The following is a 7,462-nucleotide window of genomic DNA, read 5'->3' on the forward strand; positions in this document are numbered from 1 at the left end:
GTAATCAGCTAAAACAATAGCATCAGGTTGAAATGAATTATTGATTTGTTTTATAACCTCTTTTTGTTTTAGCCCCTTTGTTAGTGATCTAACATTTGCTACAGATTTACTGGCATACCATAAGAATTTTTCACTTGTTAAAAAATATACTTCTCCATCCTCTTCAATTTGTTTCGCTAGACATAAGGCATTGTGCAACTCACCAATGCTAAAGTGACTAGGTGCAATAAACAATACTTTCATGTCATATTCCCCTCTAATAAAATTTGCGAAAAGTATTCACTATCAAGTAAAGTTTCTCCAACTGCAATATTAAAGCGAATATCTGCATCATAAAATTCGTTCTGATTATCATATATACCGATTTGCATACCTTTCTTTGGCCACTCGTATATAAAGCATTTTGTATTATGAGATAGTGCTAAAATAGATACGTATAACCCATTAGATAATTCGAGAATTACCTTCTTATCTAAGTAAATCTTTCTTTGTTTGTCATTTGGTATTAATGTATTTTGCTCTCCGTTCTGCCAATAATAAATCTTTTTAATTTTTGTTTTCCCTTTTTTCTCCCAGAATAAATGAAAGACATTAGCTTTCATCTTCTCTTTTTGTAGATTTTTCATTTGTACTTGTAAAATTGGTAAATCAAATACAGTTGTATATCCAACTTTCGATTCATTAGATTGACAGAAGATCTGATGAATGAATTCCCTGTATGTATTTTCTTTTACTACTATTGAATTGGCACTGTTCTTGAGATGTATGGAATTAATACTCAAATCTTCCCTACAATCTGGAGTACAAGATTGAACCGTTGGTATCATCAAACCAGGTAAAAAATTATAAGAATTTAATGCTGATTTACCTTTTAAAATCTCTTTATCTTTATACATAAATTCTGTTATTTTACTACTTTGGTTTACCTTAATCATTATGTCTAGTACGTTATTCTGAACTAAATATTCCTGCTTTTTTTCGTTATATGTTAATTCATTTCTTCCTTTAGGGAAAAGATATATATTTTTAGTTATCGTATTTCCATTTAAGTCATCTTGATACGTAAGTGTGGCATAATGCGCTTTTGACCATTTAACCTTTCCATTAAATTCAAAATCAAAATTGCTTATGGAATCAATGTCTTGTATAAACAAATGTTGTTCGTAAGGTATCTGAGGGAAAACCAATGTTAATTTCCCCTTTAATATGGAAGAAAATAAGTTTTTTAGGCTTCCGTGAATATAAAATTCCCCGTTTTCATTTATAATATGAAATTGGTCAGTCTCAATTGAGTACGGAATCTTATTAGATATAAATTTGGATGTATGACTAGTAATATCGTTATAGATTTCTTCTACTTCATCTTTGCTATCACGAGAACATAAAGTATAATAGTGCGTTTTTGTTATACATTTTTCTTTATCATTCCGTGTAAATATTACCGCTGGCATCCATCTTAATCCAAATAGGATACGCTCTATATTTCCTTTCCATATGAATCCAATATTAATATTTTGCGATTCAAACAATGTATAATTTCGCTCATACATGTCTGGATGACTAGGTAGATCGAATTGGTTTACAAATTCATAGTCATGTAGTGCATATGGATACTCACCATATACCATAGGTTTAGAAACTAATCCACTCTTTAATGGTACCGTCATCTTCGCATCATATAACATGCACCAAGGGTATATCTTTATATATTTTCCTTCTTGTGCAAAATCTTTTATTTGAACTATCTTATCTGACAAAAAACAAATGCTTCTCTTTAATCTTGTGGCCTTATGAATGATCTCAAAACATGAATCAGACTTTATTGCCCATGACAGCTCATTTACTTTCGGCTCTTTTACTGCATTTAAAAATGGGTAATCTAAATCTGGCCATGCTTCTTTTACTAATAATTGCTGCTTTCTAAGGTCATATATATATAAACAACCAGTACTTTTACTTATTTGTACAGTTATATACATATTTTCTAGAACCAAGTATTCTTCTGTTTCATAAACATGATTTCTCCCAAGCGTATGAACCGGAATTATGGCCTTTAATTCCCCAATACTTTTATTTTGATGACTAACAGCCGAAAATATCATATTAGTGATACCAATTTTTTGGGGAGTCAATAAAATAGGATGTTTCTTTATTTCACCCGGCTCTATAATACAAATTTGGTGTTTTTCTAACGGTTTGAAATCTAGTATTTTAGGGTTTCCTTGTTGAATAAATAATTTGTAAATTAATCTATCTAAAGAATTATTTTTTACATTAACGATACATGCAGATTCTTTTCCATTAATTAACTTAGGATGATTAGCAACATTTACTTCTAACGGATTTGCTATGGTTACTCCAAAATGAACAGTTAGTTCTAGTTCTTTTGCTTTTAACTTAGTAACAAGTTCTCCCTCAATTTCCTTAGTAACTGTTATTACTTCTTCCCACTCGTACTTTTTATTTGGATAAAAAGTTTTCTTTAAATCAATTAAGTAATCGTCGCCTATCTTTGATGTAATACTAGCTTCAATAGGATTTGAAAAATGATTTTCATATACATAACAGATATGAATCTTCTCTCCAACAATTAAATTGTTTCCTTCTAAAATATAACTAGTGAATCTTACTTGTTCTGTTTCTACCTCAGTAATTTTTTCACTTTTTATATCAACCCAACAATTCACATCTTTTGCTCCAAGATTAATAGCATACTTTACAACTTCAATTCCATTTCTTGTTATGGCGTTACTCTGAATAGAACGTAGGGATTTCAATCCCCTAACTGTTTTCCAACCTCTAGATAGCCATATATCTTGGTCACTTTTTGAAATAATTGGTTTAAATGCATCTAACAGATAATTAATAACATAAGGTAAATAGCTTCTTAAATTTAAGTAGCCATCATAGTCTATATACGACCTACTTGTTTGATATAACCCTACTCTTTTATAAAGTGCCATGGCTACTTTATCTTCCGGATTCACTTCTGTATCAATATACTTAATATCTTGTTGAATAAGATTTTTAATTGCATAGGCAAATAATTTATCTGGTATATTCCCCGAACGAAATTCTGGATGGATTAAAAAGAATCCTGCCCAGGTGCCATCTGAAGTTGCTGCTCTTTGACCTGATAAACTAGAAAATAATAAGCTGGCTATAATTTCATGTTCATATTCAGCAATTAAATATAACTGTATCTTCCGCTCCCTAAATAATTGCTTGATGTCTTGCTTATTTAAGGGATACCCATATTTAATGGGGCCATATTGATATTTATTATAAAAGTGGGCTAACTTCTCACTGTCTGCCTCTGTACACTCACGAACTTGAACATCCATACCATGGATCATATTTCCTCAACTCTTTTAGAAACTTGAATACTACCAGTAGCAACTTTCTTTTTATCTACATAAGCAGTGATTTCCACTTGTGAGATTACCCCAAGTGATCTTCCAATTTGGACATGTAATTCTAGCTGGTCTCCTGGTACTACAGGTTTTAAAAATTTCATATTACGTACAGAAACTAAATAACCCACATATGAACTTGGATCTATTTTAGGTGAACATGCACCATGTGCATCTATTTTTGCTAGTTCTCCTGTAACATAAACAACAGCCGTCATTTGTGCCAAAGCTTCAATAATTAACACTCCAGGCATAATTGATTCATTTGGAAAGTGCCCTTCAAAAAAAGGTTCGCTTACAGTTACATTTTTAATACCAATTCCACTCTTTCCTGGCTCAAGTTGAATAACTTTATCTAAGAAAAGGAATGGCCATTTATGCGGTAAGATATTTCGGATTTGATCTGCATTTAATACCGGTCTCACTGCACATCATCCTCCCTATTTTCTTCAATAAAATCAGCAATTTTATTAATAGAACCTAGTACTGCCATATTCTCGTCATACACTGCAACGCCAAATTCCTCTTCAATTGCCAGAAATAGCTCTAATGCATCCAAGGAGTCAACTCCTAAGCCTCTTCCGAATAATGGCTGATCATCAGTAATGAAATGTGGTTCGATTTCTAAATCTAATCTCTCAGTTATAATTTCTTTAATTCTAGTAGTTAATTGTTTTCTTTTTTCAGCAATAATTTTTGTTTCTACATACGTAAACATCTGTTTTCCCCTTTTCCTTGTTTAACTCAAAATTCGTCATTAAATCATCTATTTTTTAGCCATTAACTAATCCACCATCCACTGTAAAAACTTTCCCGGTGATATAACTTGCATAGTTAGAGGATAAAAATGTTGTTAGATATGCTACCTCTTTAGGATCCCCAATTCTGCCAAGCGGCACTAGTTCTAACATCCTTTTTAATGTCTGTTGATCCATTCCTTTTGTCATATCTGTTTTTATAAAACCAGGTGCAACAGCATTAACCCTAATACCGTATTCCCCACCTTCTAATGCTAAAGTCTTGGTTAAGGAAATAACCCCACCCTTTGAAGCAGAGTAATTACATTGACCTCTTGCACCTGTTATTCCACTTGTCGACGTAATATTTACAATAGAACCTCTTTTCTGTCTCATCATTATTCTTAATGCTTGTCGGCAACAAAGAAATGTTCCTTTTAAATTTAAATCAACCACATGATCCCACTTTTCCTCACTCATCATTGCAGCAAATCCATCATTTATAACTCCTGCATTATTTACTAAAATATCTATTCTTTTTTCCTTTGAGCGTATGTGTTGAAACAATTTATGAATAGAGGCTTCTTTTGTAATATCTACATGCATAGTAAACGCTTTTCCACCTTTTTCTCCTATAGTATTTGCTATTTCATTTGCTGATTTTTGATTACTTTGAAACGTAAAGTAAACAGTTAAGCCCTGTTTGGCTAGGTCCATTGTTATTGATTTACCAATGCCTCGTGATCCTCCGATAACTAATGCTACTTCGTTTCCATTAAACATAGACCCGTTCCCCCTTAAATTCTTTCTCTATTGTAGTAAGGCTTCTTTTTAAATACATCGGTGTTTCTGTAGAGGATACAGATATGTTCTGCTTAAAGGAGCGACATAACTTGGTTAAAGTATTTCCGGGACCTACTTCTATAAAGTGTTTCGTACCATTATTCAATAAAGTGTAGATAGTATCTTGCCACATAACTGGATCTACGCATTGTCTTTCTATATCTTGTAAAATATTGATTCTATCTGTATTTGGTTTTCCTGAACAGTTTAAAACAATTGGTATTTGAGCATTTTTTAACGAAAATAAATTTAAATACTCCTTAAACTCAAGAACCATTTCTCCCATTAAACGTGAGTGAAATGCATGACTAGTTGAGAGTATTTTAGTTTTTATACCATTTTTTTGATCTAGTACCTTTTGAAATTTAAGAATGCTCTTACTCTCGCCAGAAAATACAACCTGTGTAGGGGAATTATAGGCAGCAATATCAATTTCATATTGTTTAGATTCCTCTACAACTTCAAATAATGTTTGATATGTGTTCGACACAATTCCTAACATACACCCCTCTTGCTTTACATTACTCATCAGCTGACCACGCTTCCGTACAATGGATAATGCATCCTGGAATTGTAAAGATCCTGCTTCTACCAGTGCGGAGAATTGCCCTAAGCTATGCCCCGCTACTTTAGATGGCCTTATACCGTGCAAATTTAAAATTCTTGATATCCCTGTGCTTACCGTAAGAATAGCTGGTTGTGTAACACTGGTTTCTATTAATTTTTCACTTGGCCCATATAAACATAGTTGCTTTAAATCAAATCCTAGCGTATCATTTGCTTCCTCAAATAATGGGACAAATATGTTTGGGTATTTATCTAAATACCCTTTACACATCCCTACGGATTGAGACCCTTGTCCCGGAAAAATAAATGTAATCATATGACACCCCCGCTATTTTCAAATTGAAGCTTTTCTAAAATTTCTTCTGGTAATCTACTGATTAATTGATCATTCGACCTTGTTAAAACGTGTTTTGAGAATCCCTCTGCTAACAAAACTCGGCATCTCTTGCGGAATAATTTATAAACAAATTCTATATAAACTTTACTTTCATTCTTAAGATAGGTTTCTACAATTAAGTCGTCTTGAAAACGAGCTGATTTTTTGTAGGTACATCCTATATCAATAATTGGAAAATACAATTTTTCCTGTTTTAAATACTGGTTTATACCAGTCATATCTAGCATTTGAAACCTACCCAGCTCAAACCAATGAAAATAATGAGAGTGGTGAGCAATTCCCATAGGATCGCATTCCCCAAAACGAACATTCACCTCATTTTTTACTAAGTACAATTATTTCACCTACTTTTCATAAGAACGTCGAAATTTTTGTATGGAGATTGTTAAAAATAAAATTCCCATACCAATTAATGCAGCTGATGGAATAAGAACAGAGGAGAACTCTTTGTTATATACTAATAAATCGTTAAAGCCTCCCATTGCCCAAGCTGTAATGGTAATATGCGCTAGGTTTTGCATCCATTCAGGCTCTATATAAAGTGGCCACCAAGATCCACCCAAAGCAGACATAGTTAACACGATTAAAATAGAAATACCATTTGCTTGTGATCTTGTTTGACATATAGAAGCTAATAAAATTGCTAGGCTTGAAGCTGCAAATGCAGTGCATATCACTAGCAATATAATTCCTAATACACTTTTCCCTAGCCACATTCCAAATACAAAATGTCCTACGCTAAAAAGGACTGCACATTGAACAATAGCTGTTATAAAGCATGAGAGCATCTTTCCAAAAATGATTGATAATGTATTAATAGGTAAAGTAAGAATTTTTCTTAACGTTCCATTCTCTCTCTCTTCTACTAATGCACCTGCAGCTGCAGCAGTACCTAAAAGTACAAACATTACGGCATATCCTGGTACATTAGATTCAAATGGAGTAGGTTTATGTTCATTATCTGATGCTAATTTTTTAAACTCTACTTTCACATTTACTTCCATTTGGGCAGAGGCTTGTTTTACAATCTCTTTAGTCATATCTCTTTGTATTTCTGACACAATTTGAGTTACAGCATTTGAAACAACACTTGGAATAATGCGATCAACTTCATCTTCTATGATGATGACTTTGGCCTCTGTTCCTGAATATACATTTTGTGTGAAATCCTTAGGGATGACGATTGCCGCTTTTTTAGTTTGAACTTCCTTTTTCACTTGTTCTTCTGTATATGCTTTCTTTTTACCATTTAGTTCATAAGTTTCTTCTATCTCAAGGGCAGGGATTTTTTTCAATTCCTCAATAACCCTTTTAGAAAGTTCTCCATTATCATTTACTACTATAGGAATCTTGAATTTTTCTGTCTTACTATCAAATACATTTGATAATGCAAAACTAGCAACTGCAATAACTATAATAGGTGTAATAAATAAATAGATTAGACCAGGAATATCCTTTAAAAGAATAAGTAAATCTTTCTTAGCTATATACCAAGCTTTCATTTT

Annotated in this window: 7 protein-coding genes and 1 pseudogene; all 8 read right to left on the reverse strand. The window is 32.6% G+C overall.

Going from position 1 to position 7,462, the window contains the following annotated elements; genetic code table 11:
• Positions 1-243 (reverse strand): annotated as a pseudogene (locus tag ACQGSG_RS24545) (DUF6365 family protein); the annotation flags it as partial.
• A complete protein-coding gene (locus ACQGSG_RS24550) occupies positions 240-3,356 on the reverse strand; it encodes an N-acetyltransferase family protein (RefSeq protein WP_426948221.1) in 3,117 nt (1,038 codons plus the stop codon). The gene ACQGSG_RS24550 and the pseudogene ACQGSG_RS24545, both read right to left, overlap by 4 nt.
• Positions 3,353-3,838: a 3-hydroxyacyl-ACP dehydratase FabZ gene (gene fabZ / locus ACQGSG_RS24555; protein ID WP_065705800.1), complete on the reverse strand. Its 486-nt coding sequence runs from the start codon at positions 3,836-3,838 to the stop codon at positions 3,353-3,355. Before fabZ ends, ACQGSG_RS24550 begins: the two co-directional genes overlap by 4 nt.
• Complete coding sequence (locus ACQGSG_RS24560; RefSeq protein ID WP_000495741.1) at positions 3,835-4,131, reverse strand: acyl carrier protein; 297 nt, start codon at positions 4,129-4,131, stop codon at positions 3,835-3,837. Before ACQGSG_RS24560 ends, fabZ begins: the two co-directional genes overlap by 4 nt.
• Positions 4,132-4,186: 55 nt before the next feature.
• Entirely contained in the window at positions 4,187-4,933 is a 747-nt protein-coding gene (fabG, locus tag ACQGSG_RS24565) for a 3-oxoacyl-[acyl-carrier-protein] reductase (RefSeq protein ID WP_426948224.1), read from the reverse strand.
• Positions 4,926-5,876, reverse strand: coding sequence for an ACP S-malonyltransferase (locus ACQGSG_RS24570; RefSeq protein WP_426948226.1), 951 nt, complete (start codon positions 5,874-5,876; stop codon positions 4,926-4,928). Before ACQGSG_RS24570 ends, fabG begins: the two co-directional genes overlap by 8 nt.
• Positions 5,873-6,292: an acyl-CoA thioesterase gene (locus ACQGSG_RS24575; RefSeq protein ID WP_097861647.1), complete on the reverse strand. Its 420-nt coding sequence runs from the start codon at positions 6,290-6,292 to the stop codon at positions 5,873-5,875. Before ACQGSG_RS24575 ends, ACQGSG_RS24570 begins: the two co-directional genes overlap by 4 nt.
• A 9-nt stretch (positions 6,293-6,301) precedes the next feature.
• A complete protein-coding gene (locus tag ACQGSG_RS24580; RefSeq protein WP_000649290.1) occupies positions 6,302-7,459 on the reverse strand; it encodes an ABC transporter permease in 1,158 nt (385 codons plus the stop codon).
• Positions 7,460-7,462: the final 3 nt, after the last annotated feature.

The organism is Bacillus sp. GMa5/1 (genome assembly GCF_050172015.1).
GTDB classification, from domain to species: Bacteria; Bacillota; Bacilli; order Bacillales; family Bacillaceae_G; genus Bacillus_A; species Bacillus_A cereus.